Genomic DNA, 22108 nt, shown 5'->3' on the forward strand with positions numbered 1-22108 from the left:
GAGGGTTCCCGCATCGAGAATCCTTGACGCCCGTAGACTGAGTGCAATCGGGCGCTACATATTCAAAATTCCGCCTCGCACTGCGCATCCGCTGCAGCCCAACGAGGCCTGTTATAGTGGAGCTGTCATGTCGAAACCGGTCGTAACCCGTTTTGCCCCTTCGCCCACGGGTTTCCTACATATTGGCGGAGCCCGGACCGCCCTGTTCAACTGGCTTTATGCCAAGCATAGCGGCGGTAAGATGCTGCTACGCATCGAAGATACAGATCGTGAGCGCTCCACTGATGCTGCAACGGCAGCGATCCTCGATGGCCTCACATGGCTAGGTCTTGATTGGGATGGCGATGCCATCTCACAGTTTGAACGCGCCCCACGCCATCGCGAAGTAGCCGAAGAACTGGTCGCTAAAGGCAAAGCTTATTATTGCTATGCGACACCAGCCGAACTGGAAGACATGCGCGAAAAGGCACGTGCCGAAGGCCGCCCACCGCGTTATGATGGTCGCTGGCGTGATCGCGATCCATCCGAAGCACCAGAAGGTGTAAAGCCGGTCATCCGAATCAAGGCACCGCAGGAAGGTGAAACCCTTGTTCGCGATGCGGTTCAGGGTGATGTTCGTTTCCCAAACAAGGACTTAGATGATTTCATCATCCTTCGTTCCGACGGTACGCCAACATATATGCACGCCGTTGTCGTCGATGATAATGATATGGGCGTCACCCACATTATCCGCGGCGATGATCATCTGACCAATGCTGCGCGTCAGACGGTGATTTATGATGCGATGGGCTGGGAAGTTCCTCAGATGTCGCATATTCCGCTCATTCATGGTGCGGATGGCGCGAAGCTCTCCAAGCGTCACGGCGCACTTGGCGTCGATGCATATCGCGCCATGGGTTATCTGCCGGAAGCTCTGCGCAACTATCTGGTTCGCCTTGGCTGGAGCCATGGCGACGATGAAATCATGTCGACCGAACAGATGATCGAGTGGTTTGACGTGAAGGATATAAACAAAGGTGCTGCGCGCTTTGACTTCCAGAAGCTGGAAGCAATCAATGGCCTCTATATGCGCAACAGCGACGACAAGGCACTGTTTGATGCTCTGATCGCTGTCTTGCCTGAGATCGAAGGCGGCAAAGAACTTGAAGCCTCTCTGGACGACAAAGGCCGTGAACAGCTTCTCACAGCAATGCCCGGTCTAAAAGATCGTGCAAAGACACTCGTCGAACTCGCAGACGGTGCTAAGTTCATCTTCGCCAAGCGCCCACTTGCATTTGATGAAAAGGCCGCATCCCTGCTTAATGACGAAGGCCGAGCAGTGCTGGCGGCTGCCCTTCCGCATCTGGAATCAGTCAAAGAATGGACTGTGGAAGCACTTGATGCGGCGGTTCGCACCCATGCTGAAGCCACAGGCTTGAAGCTTGGAAAGGTGGCACAACCACTGCGCGCTGCCCTTACGGGTCGCGCTACATCTCCGGGTGTATTCGATGTACTGTTTGTGCTCGGTCGTGAAGAGTCACTTGCACGCATAAAAGATCAAATCGTTTGAACTGTTAGCATTCACGCTGACGTGACAAAACGGGCTTAATTAGTCCAAATTACGCATTGCATCGCAAAATCATTGGGATAGTTTGGCGGTCGAAATCGTTTGGATAATACGTTCAAAACTAGTGGTCTGATTCCGACATTTGCGCCCTTCGGTTACAAGTATCGGAATAAAAAAGACCACTAGCAAGTTTCCCGCGCAAGCGGGAAACATTCGGAATTTGCGAAAGACAAGTTATAACGACGATTAAAATTCAGCCGTCGCAAAGACGGCAAAGTGGACACGAAAGGAAACACGATGTCAGATAAGACAGCTAGCTTTACCCTCGACGGCAAAACGTTCGACCTGCCTGTACGACAAGGCACTGTCGGGCCGGACGTCGTTGACATCGGTCCACTTTACAAGAATGCGAATGCCTTCACTTACGATCCTGGTTTCACGTCGACTGCTTCGTGCGAATCCAAGATCACCTACATCGATGGCGATGAAGGCGTATTACTCTATCGTGGCTATCCGATTGATCAGCTTGCTGAACACGGCGACTTCCTCGAAACATGCTACCTGCTGCTTTACGGCGAACTGCCAACGGCAACTCAGAAAGCTGATTTCGATTATCGCGTGACCCGTCACACGATGATCCATGAGCAGATGACGAAGTTCTTCACAGGCTTCCGTCGTGATGCGCATCCGATGGCCGTGATCGTAGGCTGCGTTGGCGCAATGTCTGCGTTCTACCACGACTCGACCGATATCACCGATCCACATCAGCGCATGGTCGCTTCGATCCGCTTGATTGCCAAGGTGCCAACGCTGGCTGCGATGGCCTATAAGTATCACATCGGCCAGCCGTTCATGTATCCGAAGAACGACCTCGATTTCGCGTCGAACTTCCTACACATGTGCTTCGGCGTTCCTTGCGAAGAATATAAGGTCAATCCGGTTCTAGCCCGCGCTATGGATCGTATCTTCATCCTGCATGCAGATCACGAGCAGAACGCTTCGACGTCGACTGTCCGTCTGGCCGGTTCATCAGGCGCAAACCCGTTCGCGTGTATCGCAGCCGGCGTTGCCTGCCTCTGGGGCCCTGCTCATGGTGGCGCAAACGAAGCCGCGCTTAACATGCTTGCTGAAATCGGCTCGGTTGACCGCATTCCAGAATTCATCGCCCGTGCCAAGGACAAGAACGATCCATTCCGTCTGATGGGCTTTGGTCACCGCGTTTACAAGAACTACGATCCACGCGCCAAGATCATGCAGAAGACCTGTCATGAGGTTCTCGGTGAACTCGGCATCAAGGACGATCCGCTTCTCGACGTCGCTCTGGAACTGGAAAAGATCGCTCTGACCGATGAATACTTCATCGAAAAGAAGCTCTATCCAAACATCGACTTCTATTCCGGCATTACACTGAAGGCGCTCGGCTTCCCGACCGAAATGTTCACGGTTCTGTTCGCGCTCGCCCGTACAGTTGGCTGGGTCGCACAGTGGAAAGAAATGATCGAAGATCCACAACAGAAGATCGGTCGTCCGCGTCAGCTCTACACCGGCGCTGCAGAACGCGATTACGTACCAGTCGCAAAGCGTAAGTAATCCATGCACAATAAAAAACCCCGGCAAATTGCCGGGGTTTTTGTTTGTAACGATTTTAAAGGTCAGCGCTTTCTGCCGTTTTCAGCAAGATCAAGTAGAACGCGCGCACCGATCTCACCTGATGGCCGCTCGGTAGCCATGATCGACGTCACCTTATCGAAGCCATCAAGCTGAGCTTGCCGAAAAGCACCTTTCTGCATCAATTGCTCGATGTAGCGCGCCAGGTTGCCGGGCCTCACGGATTCATTGAAAAATTCCGGTACAACAGGCGCATCTGCGATAATGTTAGGCAGTGCTGCACTCCAGATCGTAATTTTGGAGATCAGAAACTGACGCGCAAACCAATCCGCTTTATAAGAAAGAACGGTTGGAATATGCGACAGCGCCAATTCCAATGAGACTGTGCCCGATGCAGCCAATGCCGCGTCTGCGCGAGCAAAAGCCTGCCATTTTGCCTCGTCTCCCGTCACGATCAACGGCTTAACTGCCCAGTCCTTGGACATCTCACGCACTGTTTCCTCAATACGAGGCAATGTCGGCAGGATGACTTCCAGCTTTTCCACACGTGTCGCCAATTCGGCAACCGCTTTGCCGAACGGCTCCATAAGCATCTGGAGTTCCCCGCGACGCGAGCCAGGAAGCAGCAGCAAGCAACGAGTGTCATCAGGCCAGCGTTTCTGCTCGGCAGCCTTTTGCGCTGCCTGCACCTCCAAGATGGGTGCATAACTGCTGAGACGATGCCCGACATAAGTTGATTGCGGCCCGTTGAGCCGTTTCATCACATCAACCTCGAACGGCAACACCGTCAGAACATGATCAACATAGGCCCGCATTTCTTTCGCGCGTTGTGGACGCCAGGCCCAAACACTCGGTGCGATATATTTCACAATTGGGATCGAAGAATCCGTCGCCCTTATTTTCTTTGCAACCCGATGCGTAAACTCAGGGCTATCAATCAGCAGAACGCAATCAGGCTTCTCGGCAACGATACGCTTCGCCGTCTGTCGGATACGCAGAATAAGACCGGGAAGATTCTTGAGGATCGCACCAAGGCCCATCAGAGCAATTTCATGCGGATCGAAAAAGCTTTTCAATCCGCGCTGGGTCAAATGCTCGCCGCCAACGCCAACGATGTCGACCAGCCTGTCAGTCTGGCTGCGAAGAGCATCAATCAGGTCGGCACCAAGTAGATCGCCGGATTCCTCTCCGGCCACGATTGCGATTTTCAATGGCCGGCTGGTTTTGCTCACCCTGTCGTGTCCTTTGTGCTTCGACTGATCGTTTCGATAAACAGGCCTTTTTCGTTTGCCGCAGCCAAGGTTTCTCCCAGCCCAAGAATGAAGGTGCGTCCCGCTTCAATCGCGATGCCGGAAAGCCCTGCGCGTGCAGCGTTTTCCACTGTCGACACGCCAATGGCTGGCAAATCGGCGCGTTCATCCTGTCTTGGCTTGGCCATTTTTACAAGTACGCCGCCACGCTTGGGAATTCTGCCTTCCTGACGTAGGGCAAAAACGCGCTCAATCATCAGGTCAGTGCCTTCAGCACCTTCAAGAGCGACAACCCGTCCGCCGGCTGCGATTGCACCCTGCCCGACATCAAGTTCCCCCAACCGAAGAGCTGCTTCCATCGCAAGCGTAATATTACGGCGCTCGCGCGAATCCGGTGTCAATCGTGTGAGACAGCGTGCAGGCTCTGGCGATAACAGGTCTGGCACGACTTCGTGCGCTCCTACCATTTTGAAGCCGTATCGCTCTAGCAGGCGCATAAAAGCCCGCAACAACGCATCGTCGCCCTGACTGAGAGCAACGAGAACATACCGCATCGCTCGGATTGTGGGCAAGTTAAGCTTCAAATCGCTCAGGTGCGGCCGATTGCGAAGGCCACCAGCAAGAACCACCTGCGAAACGCCAGCGGAACGCATGGCACGCATCAACATGCCAAAATCGACAGCCGAGATTTCCTGATGATCATATTCGTAGAGCGAAGCATCAGCTTCACCACGCAGCGGAAGCACAAAAGGCGGATTTCCATCCGCCTTTAAAGCCTCGGCCACCTTAATCGGCAATAGGCCATTGCCAGCTATAATAGCAGTGCGGGGGCGCTTGTTCACGCTCTGCCCGCTATCAAGCGTCGTCACCGTCATCCATCGCTCCGCCAACGGATGAACCGAGCGGTGGAGTGCAATAGGCGCGTTTATTATCCACCAGAATGAAGGAGATAAGATCAGCCACACCGTCCGAGTCAGGAAATGCCTTCAAAACGTCCTGCGCGCGTTCACGAACAGGCTTAGAACGATCAAACAGCATATGCACTGCATGGCGCAGATTGTGAATATCTTTTCGCTGCATGCCCGAACGCTTCATGCCGATAATGTTCAAACCACCCAGATAGGCGTGGTTGCCGATAGCACTGCCGTAGGGAATGAGATCATGGGCGAGTGCAGCCATACCGCCAACAAACGCATGATGACCAACGCGCGTGAACTGATGAACAGCGGAACCGCCACCAAGAATGGCATGATGGCCGATTTCCACATGCCCGCCGATCATCACGTTGTTGGCGAATGTGACGTGATCGCCGACATCGCAGTCGTGAGCGACATGTGCATAAGCAAGAAACTGACAATTGTCGCCAACGCTTGTATATCCGCGACTGCTGTCCGAACCGCGATGCATGGTGACACCTTCGCGGATAAGACAGTTTGTGCCAACGATAAGCTTGGTCGGACCGCCTTTATGCTTTCCATTCTGTGGATCGCAACCGAGAACGGCATGCGGATAAACCTTTGCGCCAGCACCAAGCGTTACCGCCTCAGTGACGACAACATGGCTCATCAGTTCCGAGCCATCACCGACGACGGCGCCAGACTGAACATGGCAAAATGGACCGACAGATACGCCTCGTCCCAGCTCCACACCCTGCTCGACGAGAGCTGTAGGGTGGATAAAAGTTTCCTTCATTGAGGTACTCACGCCTTTTCTTCGGCTACGCCAACCATCGCGGCAACTTCAGCTTCGGCAACCTTTACGCCATCAACTTCCGCCACGCACTCAAATTTAGAGATGTTTCCGCGCTGTTTTATCTTCTTCACGTGAAGGTGAAGCTGGTCGCCCGGAACCACCGGACGACGGAACTTGGCTTTGTCGATCGTCATGAAATAAACAAGGCTAGGCGCGTCTGTGCCCTTTTTGAGAACAGTGATCGCACCAGCTGTCTGGGCCATGGCTTCGATAATAAGAACGCCTGGCATAATCGGCTTGTCAGGAAAATGGCCGGTAAAGTGCGGCTCATTAAACGTGACATTCTTGATGCCTGTCGCAGATTCATCGCCATCAATATTGATGATACGATCAATCAGCAAAAATGGATATCGATGCGGGAGCGCACGCATAACTGCATGAATATCTGCGGTTTCCAGCTTCTTCTGATTAGCATCACTCATCAGAGGATTGCTCCTTTCTTGGTTTCCCGATGCTCCGGATATTCGCGATATCTCTGAACCATTGTTTAATTGGCCGAGCAGGGACGCCCCCCCAACGCTCACCATCGGGTATGTCATTCATTACGCCACTTCCCGCAGCAATCTGTACACGCGAACCGATAACCACGTGATCGGCAAGGCCTACACTGCCGCCGATCATGGTTTGGTCACCGATAACAACACTTCCCGAAATACCGCAAAGTGCAGCCACAACGCAAAATCGGCCAAATCGCACGTTATGCGCAATCTGCACCAGATTATCGATCTTAGTACCCTCACCGATCACGGTATCGTTTAAAGCACCACGATCAATCGTGGTATTTGCACCGATTTCGACATCGTCCTGCAGGATAACGCGTCCAAGCTGAGGCACCTTTTCAAGGCCTCTGGGCCCAGGAACATAGCCAAAGCCGTCCTGCCCGATACGAACACCCGGATGCAGAGACACGCGATTGCCGATCAGGGCAAACTGAACAGCTACACCCGGCGCAATATAACTATCGCGACCGATCTGGCAGCCTTCGCCAACGACAGCTGTTGCAGCAATCAGCGTCCCGGCACCAATACTGACATTCCTGCCAATCATCGCGCCCGCTTCAATTGTCGCACCATCTTCGATCGTTGCAGATGGATGAATAAATGCCGCCGGGGAAATACCAGTTTCACCCAGCCAGCTTTCCGGCCTCACCGATACAGGAAAAAGCATCCGTCCGACGGACGAAAAATCACGCTGAGGATTTCTGGTAACAAGCGCTGCCATACCCGAAGGAACACTATCCGCGACATCTTCGGAACAAAGAACACCTGCGGCCTTCATGCCAGCAAGTGCGGCAGCATTCTTTTTGCCATCAACAAAAACGAGTGCATTTTCACTCGCATCATTCAATGAAGCTAAACGTGCAACAGCACGCGGTGCAAACTTCGGGTTGCGAAGTTTAGCACCGGTAAAATCTGCTATATCGCCGATCGTGAGTTCACGAGAAGGCTTGAAGAAAATGGGATCTGCCATCAAAGCACTTTCTTGCCCGGGGCATGTCTGCCCCGGGAAAAGGCAAATCTATTAGAACTTGGTCGAAACACCAAAGTTGAAATTCTGAACCTTATCGGTATCAGCCTTTGCAATAGGGAATGCGTAGTCAAAGCGCAACGGACCGAATGGCGAAGCCCACATCAAGCTCACACCAGCCGAAGCACGAAGCTTCTTGTCGTCGCCATTAACACCCGTGGTATCATTTCCATACAGGGTTGCAGCGTCTGCAAAGAGAGCACCACGGATACCAAGGCTTTCTGGAACAAGCGGCATCGGGAACTGAACTTCAGCTGTACCGTTGAAATAGGTCGTTCCACCCATCCAGTAGCGGTTGCCGTTGTTCGCATCCTGATAAGGACCAATACCGTTGAACTTGAAGCCGCGGATCATATCCGAATTGTTCTTGAACAGATCGAAGATACGAACGCCGTCATTACCAAATTCGTGGATGTAACCACCACCGACACCCAGCATACCGACGATGTCAGCTTCCTGCATAAGCGTGGTGTAGTAATTACCCTTGAAAGTCGTCTTGACGTACTTCGCGTCACCACCAAGACCCGCAAATTCCTGCGTGAACTTCGCATAAATACCTTCATGCGGGTTCTTCATATCGTCGATGGAATTGTAGGTTAGCGAGTAGCTAACCGACGAACGCAGCCATGGGCTGAATTCAGCTGCATCGATAAGAGCAGGTGCGTAGTAATCTGGATCAGGGTTACCATCAGGACCGGAAACGTACAGGTCATACTTTTCCTGAACGAGGTTATAGGCCAGACCAGCAGAGAAGTTATCGGTGATCGGCAAGCCGAAACGGATCGTGCCGCCCGTCTGCTGAACATCATAACGACCGCCGCTATCTACGCGGTACGAGCGACGGAATACGTCGAAACCAGCCGACATGCGATAGCCGAGGAAGTATGGCTCGGTGAACGACAGCGCGTAGTTACGCATTTCGTCCTGACCTGCACCAGCACTGATTCGGATAAACTGGCCACGACCGAGGAAGTTGCGCTCGGTAATAGCAGCTTCAACCTGTGCACCAGGCGATTCGCCACCGGTCGTGTAACCACCACCGATTGAGAATTCACCGGTCGACTTTTCGACAACGTCAACAACCAGAATCACCTGATCAGGTTCTGCGCCTGGAGCAGTGGAGATATTGACAGTCTGGAAGAAGTCGAGTGCTTCGAGACGACGCTTCGCACGCTGGACCATGACCTGATTGAAGGCATCGCCTTCGTTCATGTCGAACTCACGACGAATGACGTAATCGCGGGTCTTGTCGTTGCCGCGGATTTCGATGCGCTCAACATAAGCGCGCGGACCCTGATCAACACTATAGACGAGCGAGATTGTGTGATTGTCAAAATCACGATCACCGCGCGGCTCGACCTTGGCAAATGCGTAACCGCTACCGGCAACATTTTCCGTGATAGCCGTAACGGAGTCTTCGATTTCTTTAGCGCTGTAAGGCTTGCCTTCGCGCGTCTTGACCAGACCACCAAGAGCCTGCGTATCAACACCTTCAACGGTGCTTTCAACGCCGACATTACCGAAGGTATAGCGCTGACCTTCGTCAACGGTAACCGTAATCGTGTATTCGTTGGTCGATGGATCAAGCGTAGCATTCGATGAAAGTACGCGGAAATCCGCATAGCCTCGGTTGTAGTAGAAACGACGCAGCGTTTCTTCATCAGCCTGCAGACGACCTTCATCATAAACGTCGTTACGGGTCAGCCACGAAAGCGGGTTCGAGCGCTTGGTGGAGATCACGTCACGCAGACGACGCGAGCCGTATGCACTATTACCAACGAAATTGATGTTAGCGATCTTGGTGCGCGAACCTTCCGTGATTTCATAAACCACGTTGACGCGACCCTGACCGAGATCAACGGTACGAGCATTTACAACCGCATCGCTGCGGCCGATATGCGCGTAAGCACCCTTGATGGCTTCCTTGTCAGCTTCCATGGTTGCCGCGTCATACGGCGAACGAGCCTTGAGCTGAACGGCGCGAGCCAGATCAGGATCCTTGACCTTTTTGTTCCCCTGGAAAAGGACGTTGTTCACAACAGAACGTTCGCTCACCTGAACGATCAGCGATCCACCAGACTGGTTGATGCGAACATCAGAGAACAAACCCATTGCGAAAAGGCGCTTAACAGCAGCATCAATATCATTGCTGTTGAAAGCCTTGCCCGGGCGAATGTCGATATTGTCACGGATTGTCTGCGCATCGACGCGCGTATTGCCGCGCACTTCAATACGATTGACGACCGCGGCCTCAGCAGCATTTACCGATGCCAGAGAGAGCGCAGCAGTACCCGAAGCTACAAGAGCCACCGACATGGCGAGCGCTGAAGCGGCGCCAAAGAATTTAGAACTTGCCGTCATAGGCTTTCCGAACCTTCGTTTCTTTCTGTCCCCGGGGCGAATTTCCCAGAAATGCACGTATAGATACAACCGTAATAGCCGGTTTTTCTATACAAGCAAGCGTCGCGGTTAAAATCTGTTTACTTAAGCAACCAGCGTGACATCCGTGCCACGCGATTTAACGGTTATGGTAAACAAATCACTACGCTTTTCCAGTCCTCACTCCCAACGTTCATTTCTGATTAACGCCTCTACACAGCTTTCACTGTGAGTAGCGCTTCTTGCGGTAGAGAGTCTCGCCATATTGGCAGCGCGACCCAGTTCCCCGACAACCAGCCGGACAGTGATCTAGCAGGCAAACAGGTCGTTGAAAAGTACGAACCCCATGAATCCCATCACAACGAGGAATCCAACACGATAAAAAATTTCCTGCGCCCAAACAGACACAGGGCTGCCCTTGATTGCTTCCACGGCGTAGAAAACCAGATGCCCACCATCCAGCGGCGGCAAGGGAAACAGGTTCAAAAGCCCGATGCCAATGGACAGCATCGCAGTCAGCTGGATAAGCCAATCAAATCCCTGACTTGCAGCCTTGCCCGCCATATTGGCAATCTTCACGGGTCCGCCGAGCTGACATTTATCTTCACGACCAACGGCAAAGCGCTGAAAAAACTCTCCAGTGCGACTGATGATATGTCCGGTTTCGACAATCGCCTGCCCCACTGATTCGAGCGGACCATATTCAATACGGCGGAAATTTCCGACCGCCTGCGTGGTTTCCACGCCAATCGCCCCCATCTTGACCTTATTGCCCAGAGGGTCTGTACGTTCAACGAGTGCAGGTGTGGCCTTAAGATCGACCATCTTGCCATCGCGCTCGACAGTGAAGTCCAGCACATCGCCCGAGCGCCCGGAAACGATCCGCTGCACATCGGAGAAAGTTGTAATCTTCTCCCCATTCACACTAACAAAGCGATCACCCGGCTCAAAACCGGCTGCGGCAGCCGGACTGTCCGGCTGAACGCCAGCAACAAGCGGGTCAGCAATCTGCCGTCCATACAACGCAAAGAACACGCTGAAGATGACAACCGTAAGAATGATGTTGAATGCAGGGCCAGCAAAAACCGTTGCAGCGCGCTTCCAGACCGGCTGCGTATGGAATGCCCTACTCTGTTCTTCTGCGCTGAGATTGGAGTTATCCACACCCACAGGCGAACTCGTAGCACTTTCATCGCCCAGAAACTTCACATAGCCGCCAAGAGGAATTGCTGAAAGCTTCCAGCGCGTCCCGTGCTTATCGGTGAAGCCGATTAGTTCAGGTCCGAAACCAATAGAAAAAGCGCTTGCGCCAATACCGCACCAGCGTCCTACGAGGTAATGCCCCATTTCGTGCACGAAAACGACAACCGTCAGCACAAAAAGAAATGGAATTATGGTTCCGACAAGCAGACTTTCACTGCCGATAAAAAAGGCCAGAGCCTCCTGCAAATTACCACTCCTACGAATTCATACGCGCTCAGAAACTAAAAAAGATTGCAGATGGTACATCTGGCTCGGCGATAATAGCACCAAAGAGGTACAGAAGCGCTGCCGCCGCCACAAGCCCATCCACTCGATCCAGAACACCACCATGTCCTGGCAAAAGACGACCGGAATCCTTTGCACCGAACTGCCGCTTAACCCATGATTCAGCCAGATCGCCAATCTGCGAGACGATAGAGAGAAGAAGAGCGAGTAGCGGCACGATCCAACTACCGGGTGCTGCCACCAGTGACGCAACCAGAATGCCGCCTGCAACGGCCGCCGCAGCACCACCCAACGCCCCTGACCATGTCTTGTTAGGCGAAAAGCGCGGCGCAAGCTTGGGTCCACCCAACGCACGCCCATTGAAATAGGCTGCGATATCGGTCGACCATACGACTGCAAAAAGGAAACATATAGCTGTGAAGCCAAACGGCTCATCGCCACGCAACAGCGAAAGCGAGATAGCTGAAAAGCCAGCGTAAAAAAGACCAGCAGCAGGCCATCCGCGCCCTGTCTTCCACTGCGTTGCCAATAGAATGATGCAACCGGCAAGCAGCACGCCAATTGTCAGCAAAGCACCCCGGTCGACAATTAGAAGAATGAAGGTCGCAAGCAGCCAGGCCCAACCGAAAATGCGAGAAAATGAAGTCTGCTTTATCGCACTGAGTTCAGTCCACTCGTAAAACATCGCCAGACCAATGGCGATAGAGAACAGAGTGAAACCCACCCCGCCTACCCAGGTCAGCCAGAGGGCCGCAGCGCCGAGAACTATGGCGGTCAGAATACGAGTTTGCAGATTTGACATTGATACCTTTCGGCTAACTTACAGCGGTTCCAGTTAAGATCGAATCGTTGAAACCGCTGTAACTATTTGTTTTTAAGCATTTCCGAACGCAAGACAGGTTCCCACTTTTGCTGGAAATACTTTAAGCCGCTAGAGCGATGTTTACGCATCCCACCAGGCGCGCGGCGCTCTATGCTGACAGGCCGCATCAAACCGCTGCACCTTTTGCCGAAGTGCATTCGATTGCGGTTGAACACTCTTCGAGCTTGTCGCGCGCTTCTACGCCACCGAAACGGCGCTCGCGCTGACGGAAAACTTCATAAGCTGCATCAAGATCAGCAGGCTTGAAATCAGGCCAGTGCCCCGGCACAAACAGAAACTCGGAATAAGCCGCCTGCCAGAGCAGAAAATTCGACAGACGCATTTCGCCGCTCGTGCGAATGATCAGATCTGGATCAGGAATACCTGCAGTATCCAGGTTTGCAGAGATCAAATCAGCGGAAATCGATGACGGATCAAGAAGGCCGGCTGCGACATCGCGCGCCAGACTTTTAACGGCACGTGCAATTTCATCGCGCGAACCGTAATTGAAGGCAATGATCAGATTAAGGCCCGCGTTGTGTCGGGTTAGTGTCTCTGCTTCGCTGAGTAATCCGCAAATATCGGAGGCCAACCCTTCGCGCTCGCCAATAATCCGCACCCGGACATTATTGCGATGCAGTTCGGCAAGATCACGCCGGATAAACAGCTTCAGCAACCCCATAAGATCGCCGACTTCGCCGCTCGGGCGTGACCAGTTTTCGGAAGAAAACGCAAAAAGGGTGAGATAGCCAAGACCGCGATCACCTGCGCCCCTCACCGTCTCACGCAAAGCTTCAACTCCGGCTCTGTGGCCGGCGCTGCGCGGCAAACCGCGCGCCTTCGCCCAACGGCCATTGCCATCCATAATAATGGCTATGTGGCGCGGATCGGACATTGCGAAGCTCTCCTCATTGGTAAATCATGCAAATCCAGTGCCTAACGTCATAAATCTGTAGCGTTTGAACAAACACAATCAGAATTTCACAACTTGCCAGACACTGGCAACGAATTGTTTCTAATTTCGTTTGGTTTCAAAGTCCGGCTCCAATCATGATATGAAATCGCACGAACTTTGAAATCAAGAAACTAGACCTGCATGATCTCGCCTTCTTTGACCGAAACGATCTTATCCATTTCGGCGATCGTATCGTCAGTGAGCTTCTGAACCTTTTCAGAAAGGCCGCGGCTGTCATCCTGACTGATGTCGCCGTCTTTCTCGAGCTTCTTAAGCGTATCCATACCATCACGGCGAACGTGACGCGCTGCAATACGGCCCTGTTCGGCATATTGATGCGCAATCTTGACCAGCTCTTTACGGCGCTGTTCATTGAGTTCGGGCAGTGGAATGCGAAGCGTCATGCCATCGGTGATTGGATTGAGACCAAGACCGGATTCACGAATCGCGCGCTCAACCGCGCCCACCATGCTCTTGTCCCATACGGAAACCGAAAGCATGCGCGATTCAGGCACAGTGATATTGGCGACCTGATTGATCGGCATTTCAGCGCCATAAGCTGTAATCGTAATTGGTTCGAGCAAGCTTGCAGAAGCGCGGCCCGTACGCAGACCACCAAGGTCATGCTTCAGGGCGCTGACTGCGCCTTCCATGCGTCGCTTGAGGTCGTTGATGTCAAAAACATCGCTCATACATGTTCTCCTTCAGTGCGCGACAAGACAAACGATCGATAGCCGATTATTTATCGGAAACGATCGTGCAGCGTCCTTTGCCTTGCAGAATATCGGCCAAGCCGCCGTTTTCATGGATGGAATAAACTATTATCGGAATGTTGTTCTCACGCGCAAGGGCGACAGCAGCCGTATCCATCACCGCGAGCCCGCGATCAAGAACTTCCTTGTGTGTGAGCTTGTCAAACCGCGTTGCAGTTGGGTCTTTTTTCGGGTCAGCCGAATAAATACCATCGACCTGCGTGCCCTTCAAAAGTGCATCCGCACCAATTTCGGCTGCGCGCAATGCTGCGGCCGAGTCTGTTGTGAAGAAAGGATTGCCAGTACCACCTGCAAAAATCACAACCTTTCCTTCGTCCATATAGGCAGTTGCCTTGCGCTGAGAGAAGCTCTCGCAGATTTCAGGCATTGCTATGGCGGAAAGGACAACGGCATCCACGCCGATTTTGTGAAGCGAAGTACGCAGGGCCAGCGAATTGATCACCGTTGCAAGCATACCCATGTGATCACCCGTCACGCGGTCGCCACCCTTGGACGCTACTGCAACGCCTCGGAAAATATTGCCGCCACCGATCACGACACCCACTTCAACGCCCAGTTCACGCGCCTGAGCAATGTCACTGGCAATGCGATCGGCAACCGAGACATCGATGCCAAAGCCCTGACTGCCCATCAATGCTTCGCCTGAGGCTTTGAGGACAACGCGTTTATAGGCGGACTTAACGGACATGGAGTGTTCTCCGCAGATCATGATCAACTGTTACTATTGGGGTTCCGATACACGAAGGGCACCGCGTTGTCACGCGATGCCCTTCACAATCAAAAGCCTTTTAACCCATTTCCAGCAAAACTGCATAAGCCTTTTGCGTAGGATAATGTGGTAAGACAAATATTGAAGCGCATTCGAAAACCGGATGCACCTCCAAAAGGCTGTTTAGCCCTTGGCAGCAGCAGCAACTTCAGCAGCGAAGTCGCTTTCTTCTTTCTCGATGCCTTCACCGAGAGCGATGCGTGCAAAGCCGATGATCTTCGCAGGAGCGCCGATCGACTTTTCAGCTTCCTTAAGCGCTGCTTCAACAGTCAGGTCCGGATTGATAACGAAAGCCTGCGAAAGAAGAACAACTTCTTCGTAGAACTTGCGCATACGGCCTTCGATCATCTTTTCGATGATGTTGTCTGGCTTGCCGGATTCACGAGCCTGCTCGATGAAAATAGCCTTTTCACGCTCAGCAGCAGCTGGATCAACGTCAGCAGCAGTCAGTGCAAGCGGGTTGATTGCAGCAACGTGCATTGCGACCTGGCGGCCAAATGCGTTTGCAGCTTCTACGTCGCCAGCAGTTTCGATTGCAACGAGAACGCCGAGCTTGCCGAGGCCGTCTGCAACGCCGTTGTGAATGTAGGTAGCAACTGCACCCTGCGAAACTTCAAGAGCCGCCGAGCGACGGAAGCTGATGTTTTCACCAATGGTTGCAACTGCATCTTTCGCAGCCTGCGTTACCGACTTGCCGTCGATGTCTGCTGCAGCAACAGCTTCCGACGAACCATCGGTCGACAGAGCAGCCTGAGCGATCTTGCGAACGAGATCCTGGAAAGCGTCGTTACGAGCAACGAAGTCGGTCTCGGAATTGACTTCAACAACAACAGCCTTGTTGCCGGAAGCTGCAACACCAACCAGACCTTCAGCAGCCGTACGGCCAGCCTTCTTGTCAGCCTTTGCCATGCCCTTGGCGCGCAGGTAATCAACAGCGGCTTCGATGTCGCCATTGGTTTCAGCAAGCGCTGCCTTGCAGTCCATCATGCCTGCGCCAGTCAGTTCGCGGAGTTCTTTAACCTGTGATGCGGAAATGCTCATTGTGTCGCCTTTCACGAAAGCGAAGGCACACCGAATGGGTGTGCCAACTTTTAACCAACGCTCATTGCGTCGGAACGAATGAAGTTATCCACCCGTCATGTGACGGATGGATGAAATTCATAAGCGCTGATTATGCGCCTGCAGCTGGAGCTTCGAGAGCTGGCTCAACAGGAGCTTCAGCCTGTGCACCAACGTCGATGCCAAGCGCGCCCTGCTGACGTGCAATGCCGTCAAGAGCAGCACGGGCAATCAGATCGCAATAAAGCGAAATAGCGCGTGCAGCATCGTCGTTCCCTGGGATCGGGAAGTCGATCTGGTCTGGGTTGCAGTTCGAATCGATAACAGCAACAACCGGAATGCCAAGACGCTTTGCTTCCTGGATAGCAATTGCTTCCTTGTTGGTGTCAACGATGAACATCAGATCAGGAACCGAACCCATGTCCTTGATGCCGCCAAGTGCGCGGTCGAGTTTTTCACGCTCGCGCTCGAGGTTCAGACGTTCCTTCTTGGTGAAGCCGTGTGCTTCGCCCGAGAGAATTTCGTCGAGCTTGCGCAGACGCTGGATCGAGTTCGAAATCGTCTTCCAGTTGGTCATCATGCCGCCCAGCCAGCGTGCATTAACGTAGTACTGAGCCGAACGGGCTGCTGCATCAGCAATGATGTCCGAAGCCTGGCGCTTGGTACCAACGAACAGAACGCGGCCACCACGAGCAACAGTGTCCGAAACGACCTTCAGCGCATTGTGCAGCAGAGGAACAGTCTGGGACAGGTCGAGAATGTGGATGTTGTTACGGTCGCCATAGATGTATGGGGCCATCTTCGGATTCCAGCGGTGTGTCTGGTGACCGAAGTGAACGCCAGCTTCCAGAAGCTGACGCATGCTGAATTCAGGCAATGCCATCTGTATTTTCCTTTTCCGGTTGAACCTCCACGGGCTGAGGCGATTGCTCGCCACCGGAGGCTGAAGCAGGATTTCTCCCTGCAAAAGCCCAATCCCGTGTGTGGAATAGGCGCGCTGTTAACTTATCGCGCCAATAAATGCAAGCCTTGTGACCATTATACCGCCAAAGACTGTATTAAAGCATCTCCAGAAAAGCGGGAACCGGCTTTCTGGAGATGCGGAGAACAAATAATTGGAGCGTCTCCAACCAATCTACCTTAACTGAATCCGCTCTAATAAACTTATTTGCAGCTCGCGCTTGGCTGCTTGTCATCATATACATCAAGCTTGACCAGTTTTCCGCGCATGGAAAAATCACCATAATCCATGGTTAGGTCGCGCGTAATGCCATTCCGGTATAGCTTGAAATTAATGCGATAAATCGGTAGCCCGTCCTGCTTTTCCTTGTCATCGAAATAGGAAATCGTCACCGGCCAGACATTGTCCTTCGTGAACTTGCCCATGGCTTTGGTTTCGTCGCTTTTGGCTTCCTGCTCCTTGCCGACAACAACGGTCGTTGCGACAACACGATCAGCATCTTCCGACGCATCGTATAATGACGTCTGGTAAAATCGTTCGCCAGCTTCCGCCTTGCCGATCAGCTCTTCCATATGAGTCGTCGGAAATTGTGTCGCCTTCAGATCGATATTGTCTTCTTTAGGTTTGGACAGGGCGACAACCGTTTTGCCGTCTTCAACCTTGGCATCGCCGCGCACTTCCTTGACCAGTTCCTTATCGACAAAAGTCTTGTTGACGAAACGGAAGTCCTTGCCGTTGCCGCTTTCAAAGGTTGTCGTTTGCTGATCGGTCACACGCTGCGGCTGCTCATCCATGTCGATGCGCGTCACGAAACGAAAATTCGTCGTATAGCCTTCGCAGGCTGAACCATTGAACTCATAGACCATACGGCCGGTCAGCCCACTGATCCCGGATTTCTCATCGGCACGATCCAACGTGAGATCATACACTGCGCGATGCGGAACCAACGTTACCGTCGAAGCAGCGGCGGCAATACCGACCGAGCTACCCCAAACGCAAGCCGCTGCTCCGCTTGCTGCAAATGCCATACTCAAAAAACGCATACATGAATCTCCCGATCTGTTGAGGAGCATGATAAAAAAACTCATGGCGGAAGCGAGGCAAAAAACGCACCCTCCCCAAAAGCTTCACCGATTCTATCCAATATATCGGGTGCGAAAGGCATTAAGTTAGTAAGGATTAATAGAATGACCGACACAATCGACAGCCGTCTTAAAAATCTGGGTATATCTTTGCCAGAAGCCGCAGCACCAGCTGCAAACTACGTGCCTTTCGCACAAACGGGCTCTCTGCTGCTTACATCGGGCCAGCTTCCGCTGGAAAATGGCAAACTCGTTCATACCGGCCAGATTGGCGATGTGCTCACAGTGGCACACGGTCAGGCCGCAGCGCGCGCATGTGCCGTCAATATATTGGCGCAAGCAAAGGCTGCACTTGGCGACCTGAACAACATCAAGCGGATCGTGAAAATCACCGTATTCGTTTCGTCGACCGCCGATTTTGTCGAACAGCATCTTGTTGCCAATGGCGCATCCGATCTGCTCGTCGCGGTCCTTGGCGACGCGGGCAAGCATGCGCGCTCGGCTGTCGGTGTTGCGAGCCTGCCGCTCAATGCTCCCGTTGAAATCGAAGCAATCATTGAGGTTGCCTAAATGTCTTCACCCGAATGGCTCAAAAAACAGCCGATTGCGCATCGCGGACTGCACGATCAAAACAAAGTGCGCTGGGAAAACACCCTATCGGCCTTTGATGCTGCTGCAAAAGCGGGCTTTGCAATCGAATGCGACGTACATCTCACCAAAGATGGCAGCGTCATCGTATTCCATGATGACGATCTCAAGCGCCTCACCGGACGAGACGGTCGCATCAGTGACCTGACACTCGCGGAGGCCACAGAGCTGCGTATTGGTGGCACTGGCGATCATGCACCGACACTACGCCAAATGCTTGATCTGGTCGCTGGTCGTGTGCCGCTTGTCATCGAGCTTAAAGGCATTGAAGGCCGTGACGATGGTCTGGTCGCCGCTGTCGCAAAGGAGCTCGCTTCCTATAAGGGAGAAGCTGCGATCATGTCCTTCGACCATCATCTGGTCCGTCTGTTTGCAAGCGACGCTCCGGGAATTCCCGGCGGACTGACTGCTGAAGGCACGCGAATCAAGGATTTTGAAGCACACTTCTCGATGCTCGCGCATCAGATTTCGTTCGTGTCTTACAATGTGCATCACCTGCCAAACCCGTTTGTCAGCTTTGTTCGCGAAAAGCTCAATCTTCCGGTCATCAGCTGGACGGTCCGCGACGCCGAGATGAAAAAGCACAGCGATCTCAACGTGGATCAGATTACCTTTGAAGGTTTCGATCCCCGGTCTTTGGTTGCCTGATAGGAAAATCCGGCGATGAGCGACGACGAAAGGCAGACAGAGCAAAGCTTCGTTCTTCGTGTCGTCGAAGGCATCGGCGATTTTTCGGAAGACGAATGGAACCACCTTGCCGGAACCTTCCGGCAAGGCGGAAACTACAATCCCTTTATTTCGCGCGCCTTTCTGAATGCGCTCGAACAATCCGGGTCCGTTTCACAGCAAGCGGGCTGGTTGCCACGATACCTGCGCCTTGAAGATGACAAGGGCTACCTAATAGGCGCTGTACCGAACTACCTCAAAGGGCATAGCCAGGGCGAATATGTCTTCGACCATGGCTGGGCTGATGCTTTTGAACGCGCTGGTGGACGCTACTACCCCAAGTTTCAGGCCTCAATTCCCTTCACACCCGCAACTGGGCCACGCTTACTCCATCACGCAGAGTTCGAACCCGATGCGGTTCAACTTGCTCTCGCAAACGGGCTACGCCAATTGACGGACCAGACCGGCGCTTCGTCTGCCCATGTGACCTTCGCGCCGAAAAGCGAAATTTCATCACTTGAAAGATCTGGCTTTCTGCATCGAACAGATCAGCAATTCCATTTTATAAACAATGGCTTTTCAGACTATGCTGACTTCCTAAATGAGCTTGTTTCGCGAAAACGGAAAGCACTCAAAAAAGAACGTCGCGATGCCTTGTCTGAAGGTATCGAAATCGACTGGTTGACCGGCAGCGATCTGACGGAATCGGTCTGGGACGATTTTTATGCGTTCTATGTCGATACGGGTAGCCGCAAGTGGGGGCGCCCTTATCTCAACCGTAAGTTTTTCTCACTGATTGGCGAGACGATGGCCGACGACATATTGCTCGTCATGGCCCGCCGCGACAGCCGCTATATTGCAGGCGCGATCAACTTTATTGGCAGCGACACACTTTATGGTCGCCACTGGGGGTGTATCGAGGATCACCCATATCTCCATTTTGAGGTCTGCTACCATCAGGCAATCGACTTTGCAATCGACAGGAAACTTCGTGTCGTTGAAGCCGGAGCGCAAGGTGAACATAAACTCGCCCGCGGGTATGTTCCGGTTACAACCCATTCCGCGCATTATATTGCGCATGAGGGTTTCCGCAGAGCAGTTAGCGATTATCTGGAGCACGAGCGCCGCGAGGTCGAACAGATACATGTAGGACTGGAAGAGCATTCGCCTTTCAAACACACATGAATGCCAACATAGATAGAATATTGAACTGGAGAGAATCGCATGTCCGCCACCTATGATGACAACAACATCTTCGCCAAAATCCTGCGCGGCGAAATTCCGTCAACACGCGTCTACGAAACAGATCATGTTGTGGCCTTCATGGATGTCATGCCACAGGGAACGGGCCACACGCTCGTTGTTCCCAAAGCGCCATCGCGTAATCTGCTGGATGCGGAGCCTGAAACGTTGGCTGAAGCGATACAGGCCGTGCAGAAGATCGCCAATGCGGTCAAGAAGGCGTTCAGCGCCGATGGTGTCACTGTCATTCAGTTCAATGAACCTGCAGCAGGCCAAACGGTTTACCATCTGCATTTTCACGTGATCCCACGTTTTGAAGGCGTAGAACTCAAGCCACATACCGGGAAAATGGAAGATGCAGCGATACTTTCAGAAAATGCTGAGAAAATCCGCGCAGCACTTTGATAAGAAACGGCTTTATAAGCTTAAAAGTCCAGTTATCAGCAGCACTTCGGCAACCAAGATGCCCACAAGCAGGCGCTTTCCTGCAATGAGATAGGCTGCAAAGCCAGCCGCAGCTGATCCAACCCGCAACCACATCGGGGAGTTTGCAAGCTCCCCGTTCGGGTACAGAATAAGTTGCGCGATCACGCCTGCGACAAGTGCTGTGGCGACACAGCGAACAAACACCAGCACTTCCGAATCTTCGCGTACTCGACCACCAACGATCACACCCATCACGCGAAAAATATAAGTCGGAAGCGCGCCTGCAAGCAGGATGAAGGTAAACGGCCACCACCAGTCGGAAAAACTACCCCAGTTCATTTGGCCACATCCTTGCTGGAATTACGTGACCGATGGAAAGCAAATGCAATCACCCCGCCCGCGACACCCGTCATCAACAAATCGTAACCTGGCGCGAACTGATGAAAAATCGGGAACAACACGATCCCCGAAACCATGGCAATCTGCCCTGCCCGCTCGCGAGCCGAACGCCAAAGCGATGTCAGAAAATACATCGGTGTGAGCATGAATAGTGCCGCAAACACCACCGGCGGAAATGACGCTGAAAGCAAATAAACCACCGCGACGACCAGCGCATTTGTGCCAACAAGGACCGTGCCAATTCCTGCAAAGTAGCTTGTACGCATATCGCGCGGAACGTTGCGCAATTCCTCCATTGCCATGACCCAGGCCGTAACTGCCACAAAATGGCAGAGCGCTGCGAGCGTGAGTTTTCGGGTCTTCGGCCCCTTCAGCTCTGGCAGAAGTGCGACAACCATTGGCATCAAACGAACCGAAGACAATCCGACGGCGAGTGCTGCCGCGGGGATCGAAGCACCAGCGCTGATTGCACCGATCAGAACCACTTTGGCCGGTAGCGCCCAGATGGTCAGCGTCATGAAAACTGCCTGCCCGACGGTTATGCCGCTTTCAATCGCCAATCCTGCAAAGCCAATGAAGGAGCTCATCAGCAATATTGCTGGTACGCTGATTATGCGACGCGTCCCACGAAAAAACCAACCCAAGGAGCTAGTTTGTTCGGCTGACTGATGCTTAGAACTGAGGGAGCGACTCGAAGACATATCTTAAAAATAGAA

Annotated in this window: 22 protein-coding genes; 6 read left to right on the forward strand and 16 right to left on the reverse strand. The window is 52.9% G+C overall.

Annotated features, from left to right (window positions below; translation table 11 throughout):
* Nucleotides 1–127: 127 nt before the first annotated feature.
* Both gltX and gltA read left to right on the forward strand, forming a co-directional pair.
* Nucleotides 128–1549 (forward strand): glutamate--tRNA ligase, encoded by a 1422-nt coding sequence (gltX, locus tag CES85_RS15380; RefSeq protein WP_095446750.1) that lies wholly within the window; start codon nt 128–130, stop codon nt 1547–1549.
* Nucleotides 1550–1843: 294 nt separating this feature from the next.
* A complete protein-coding gene (gene gltA / locus CES85_RS15385; protein ID WP_095446751.1) occupies nt 1844–3136 on the forward strand; it encodes a citrate synthase in 1293 nt (430 codons plus the stop codon).
* Nucleotides 3137–3198: 62 nt separating this feature from the next.
* On the opposite strand, the gene lpxB is transcribed toward gltA, so the two are convergent.
* The 14 genes from lpxB to eipB all read right to left on the reverse strand — a co-directional run bounded on the left by lpxB (nt 3199) and on the right by eipB (nt 17972).
* Nucleotides 3199–4386: a lipid-A-disaccharide synthase gene (gene lpxB, locus CES85_RS15390; protein WP_095446752.1), complete on the reverse strand. Its 1188-nt coding sequence runs from the start codon at nt 4384–4386 to the stop codon at nt 3199–3201.
* A complete protein-coding gene (locus CES85_RS15395; RefSeq protein WP_095446753.1) occupies nt 4383–5279 on the reverse strand; it encodes an LpxI family protein in 897 nt (298 codons plus the stop codon). Before CES85_RS15395 ends, lpxB begins: the two co-directional genes overlap by 4 nt.
* Nucleotides 5260–6096, reverse strand: a complete 837-nt coding sequence (lpxA, locus tag CES85_RS15400) for an acyl-ACP--UDP-N-acetylglucosamine O-acyltransferase (protein ID WP_095446754.1) — start codon at nt 6094–6096, stop codon at nt 5260–5262. Before lpxA ends, CES85_RS15395 begins: the two co-directional genes overlap by 20 nt.
* A gap of 8 nt (nt 6097–6104) precedes the next feature.
* Nucleotides 6105–6578 (reverse strand): 3-hydroxyacyl-ACP dehydratase FabZ, encoded by a 474-nt coding sequence (fabZ, locus tag CES85_RS15405; protein WP_095446755.1) that lies wholly within the window; start codon nt 6576–6578, stop codon nt 6105–6107.
* Nucleotides 6571–7626, reverse strand: coding sequence for a UDP-3-O-(3-hydroxymyristoyl)glucosamine N-acyltransferase (lpxD, locus tag CES85_RS15410; protein ID WP_095446756.1), 1056 nt, complete (start codon nt 7624–7626; stop codon nt 6571–6573). Before lpxD ends, fabZ begins: the two co-directional genes overlap by 8 nt.
* Before the next feature lie 51 nt (nt 7627–7677).
* Nucleotides 7678–10044 carry an outer membrane protein assembly factor BamA gene (bamA, locus tag CES85_RS15415; protein ID WP_095446757.1) on the reverse strand — a complete coding sequence of 789 codons (2367 nt, stop codon included), beginning with the start codon at nt 10042–10044 and terminating at the stop codon, nt 7678–7680.
* A gap of 327 nt (nt 10045–10371) precedes the next feature.
* Nucleotides 10372–11511: an RIP metalloprotease RseP gene (gene rseP, locus CES85_RS15420; protein ID WP_095446758.1), complete on the reverse strand. Its 1140-nt coding sequence runs from the start codon at nt 11509–11511 to the stop codon at nt 10372–10374.
* A gap of 28 nt (nt 11512–11539) precedes the next feature.
* The gene (locus CES85_RS15425; RefSeq protein ID WP_095446759.1) at nt 11540–12352 is read right to left on the reverse strand and encodes a phosphatidate cytidylyltransferase; all 813 of its coding nucleotides are present in this window, start codon (nt 12350–12352) and stop codon (nt 11540–11542) included.
* Nucleotides 12353–12539: 187 nt separating this feature from the next.
* Nucleotides 12540–13307: an isoprenyl transferase gene (locus CES85_RS15430; RefSeq protein ID WP_095446760.1), complete on the reverse strand. Its 768-nt coding sequence runs from the start codon at nt 13305–13307 to the stop codon at nt 12540–12542.
* A gap of 191 nt (nt 13308–13498) precedes the next feature.
* Nucleotides 13499–14059 carry a ribosome recycling factor gene (frr, locus tag CES85_RS15435; RefSeq protein WP_095446761.1) on the reverse strand — a complete coding sequence of 187 codons (561 nt, stop codon included), beginning with the start codon at nt 14057–14059 and terminating at the stop codon, nt 13499–13501.
* A 46-nt stretch (nt 14060–14105) separates the two neighbouring features.
* Nucleotides 14106–14828, reverse strand: coding sequence for a UMP kinase (pyrH, locus tag CES85_RS15440; protein ID WP_095446762.1), 723 nt, complete (start codon nt 14826–14828; stop codon nt 14106–14108).
* 204 nt (nt 14829–15032) lie between these two features.
* Nucleotides 15033–15950 carry a translation elongation factor Ts gene (tsf, locus tag CES85_RS15445; protein ID WP_095446763.1) on the reverse strand — a complete coding sequence of 306 codons (918 nt, stop codon included), beginning with the start codon at nt 15948–15950 and terminating at the stop codon, nt 15033–15035.
* Nucleotides 15951–16080: 130 nt separating this feature from the next.
* Nucleotides 16081–16851, reverse strand: coding sequence for a 30S ribosomal protein S2 (gene rpsB, locus CES85_RS15450; protein WP_095446764.1), 771 nt, complete (start codon nt 16849–16851; stop codon nt 16081–16083).
* A gap of 281 nt (nt 16852–17132) precedes the next feature.
* Complete coding sequence (eipB, locus tag CES85_RS15455; RefSeq protein WP_095446765.1) at nt 17133–17972, reverse strand: cell envelope integrity protein EipB; 840 nt, start codon at nt 17970–17972, stop codon at nt 17133–17135.
* A 144-nt stretch (nt 17973–18116) separates the two neighbouring features.
* Between eipB and CES85_RS15460 the strand changes: the two genes are divergently transcribed.
* From CES85_RS15460 to CES85_RS15475, 4 genes are read left to right on the forward strand one after another with little or no spacing between them, the layout of a single operon-like run.
* Nucleotides 18117–18581, forward strand: coding sequence for a RidA family protein (locus tag CES85_RS15460; RefSeq protein ID WP_095446766.1), 465 nt, complete (start codon nt 18117–18119; stop codon nt 18579–18581).
* Entirely contained in the window at nt 18582–19307 is a 726-nt protein-coding gene (locus tag CES85_RS15465; RefSeq protein ID WP_095446767.1) for a glycerophosphodiester phosphodiesterase, read from the forward strand.
* A 15-nt stretch (nt 19308–19322) separates the two neighbouring features.
* Nucleotides 19323–20510, forward strand: a complete 1188-nt coding sequence (locus CES85_RS15470) for a GNAT family N-acetyltransferase (RefSeq protein WP_095446768.1) — start codon at nt 19323–19325, stop codon at nt 20508–20510.
* Between the two features lie 39 nt (nt 20511–20549).
* On the forward strand, nt 20550–20972 hold the full coding sequence (locus CES85_RS15475) for an HIT family protein (RefSeq protein WP_095446769.1): 423 nt from the start codon (nt 20550–20552) through the stop codon (nt 20970–20972).
* Between the two features lie 12 nt (nt 20973–20984).
* Here the strand turns inward: CES85_RS15475 and CES85_RS15480 are convergent, their stop codons facing one another.
* Both CES85_RS15480 and CES85_RS15485 read right to left on the reverse strand, forming a co-directional pair.
* Nucleotides 20985–21332, reverse strand: coding sequence for an AzlD domain-containing protein (locus CES85_RS15480; protein WP_095446770.1), 348 nt, complete (start codon nt 21330–21332; stop codon nt 20985–20987).
* Entirely contained in the window at nt 21329–21979 is a 651-nt protein-coding gene (locus CES85_RS15485) for an AzlC family ABC transporter permease (protein ID WP_095446771.1), read from the reverse strand. Before CES85_RS15485 ends, CES85_RS15480 begins: the two co-directional genes overlap by 4 nt.
* Nucleotides 21980–22108: the final 129 nt, after the last annotated feature.

Origin of the sequence: Ochrobactrum quorumnocens, assembly GCF_002278035.1 — a bacterium.
GTDB lineage: Bacteria > Pseudomonadota > Alphaproteobacteria > Rhizobiales > Rhizobiaceae > Brucella > Brucella quorumnocens.